The organism is Schnuerera sp. (assembly GCF_035459645.1).
GTDB lineage: Bacteria > Bacillota > Clostridia > Tissierellales > Tepidimicrobiaceae > Schnuerera.
On sequence record NZ_DATHXO010000451.1, the window covers coordinates 1 to 1822 of the forward strand.

1 protein-coding gene and 1 pseudogene are annotated in these 1822 nt (G+C 31.7%); both read right to left on the bottom strand.

What is annotated here, in order from left to right; translation table 11 throughout:
• Nucleotides 1-295: pseudogene (locus VK998_RS10600) on the bottom strand (aspartate-semialdehyde dehydrogenase); the annotation flags it as partial.
• Nucleotides 296-400: 105 nt separating this feature from the next.
• Nucleotides 401-1822: molybdopterin biosynthesis protein (locus VK998_RS10605; RefSeq protein WP_325228097.1), on the bottom strand; the 1422-nt coding region annotated here is incomplete at its 5' end.

Genomic DNA, 1822 nt, shown 5'->3' on the forward strand with positions numbered 1-1822 from the left:
CACTACTGTTATCAATAACGATGGCTCCATTATTTTTAGCTATTACAGCAAATTTTTTACTTATCTCTCCTCCTGCAGAAAACAAAGCAATGTCAATATCTCTTCTAAATGAGTTTTCTGTAAGCTCTTCAACTTCATATTCTTTACCGTTGACTTCTATTATTTTTCTTTTTGATTTAGCTGATGCAAAAAGATATAACTTTTTTATAGGAAAATCTCGTTCTTCTAATACTTTCAATAATGTCCTACCAACCATGCCTGTAGCTCCAATTACAGCTATATTTGCTTTTTTCAAATTAATCACCACCAATTTAAATATCATGTACTTTATATTACTATGCAATATATTTATAATAGTTACAAAAATGACGAGCATCAAATGCCCGTCATTTTTATCTACTCACTCAACTACAATTGTCTCACCAGTATTTTCAAATCCATATCCTCCTAAACTTTCTACCCTTTCCTTGAATTCTTTAGACTTTAAAGTTTTTATAAATTCCTTAACTCTCTCATCTTCAAGTAATTCAAATGGTACTAGGAAGTCATAGTCTTCATAGGCTATATCGATAAAATCTAAATTCAAAGCTTTAGCTGCTGAATATATGCCTAATCCCGAAGTGGCAGATCCTGTTTTTACTGCTGTGGCTACTGCCATATGGGTAGTCATTTCTCTATCATAGCCTTTTATATTCGAAAAATCTATATTTTCTCTATCTAAATAATAATCTAAAAGTATCCTAGTTCCTGCTCCTCTTTGTCTATTTACATAGATAATGTCTTCTCTTACCAAATCCGAAAATTCCTTGATACCCTTAGGATTACCCTTTTCTACTATAAAACCTTGATGTCTTTTAACTCCTTTTATAATAGCCATTTTCTGTCCCGGGAAATATTTTTTTACATAGGATATATTATATTCACCTGTATCCATATCCAATAGATGGATTGGTGCAATATGACATTCCCCTCTTTTCATGGATAAGATTCCACCCATACTGCCTACATGTCCTGAGGTCAACTTCATCATATCCCCTATGATATCCATTATTATATCATGGCTACCAATGGAAACTAAAGTTTCTTTTATTTGATTCAATGATTTAAGTAATCTTACATTTACAATTCCTCCTGCATCTATTCCTTCTAAAGATTGAGGTATTATAGCTATACCATCAGCCTTTACCAAACTCATGGTAACCCCTGCACCACTAGATAAAGGGGTTGCAATTAATTTATCCTTTACATAACCTAAATTAACTCTTACTAATTCTCTGTTTTTTAAAGAAGATGTTGTTTTCTTAGATATAATTGCATTTACAAAGATATCCTTTTCTTCTTTTAGCCCAATATATTTTAATATTAAAGGCGTAACGAAAGTTTCAAATACCAAATAAGCAGATACAGGATATCCAGGGATACCAATTACAGGTTTCCCTTCTATTATACCTAGAATCGTAGGTTTCCCTGGTTTTAATGCAACACCATGGATTATTACTTCACCTAATTCCTCTATTATATTTACCGTATAATCCTTAGAACCAGCAGAAGAACCTGCACCAATTATTAAAATATCATTTTCTTCTACTCCTTTTAAGACTGCTTCTTTAAGCTTTTCATAATCATCTTCTATAGGACTATATCTATTTGGAATACCTCCATCTTCAATGATTAATGCTTCAAATACTCTAGAGTTTGAATCTATTATCTTTCCAGTTTCAAGTTTATTGATATCTTCTATGATTTCCGTTCCTGTTGGAAGGATTCCTATTTTAGGCTTTTTATGAACCTTTATTTTTTCTATACCTCCTGATATTAAAGC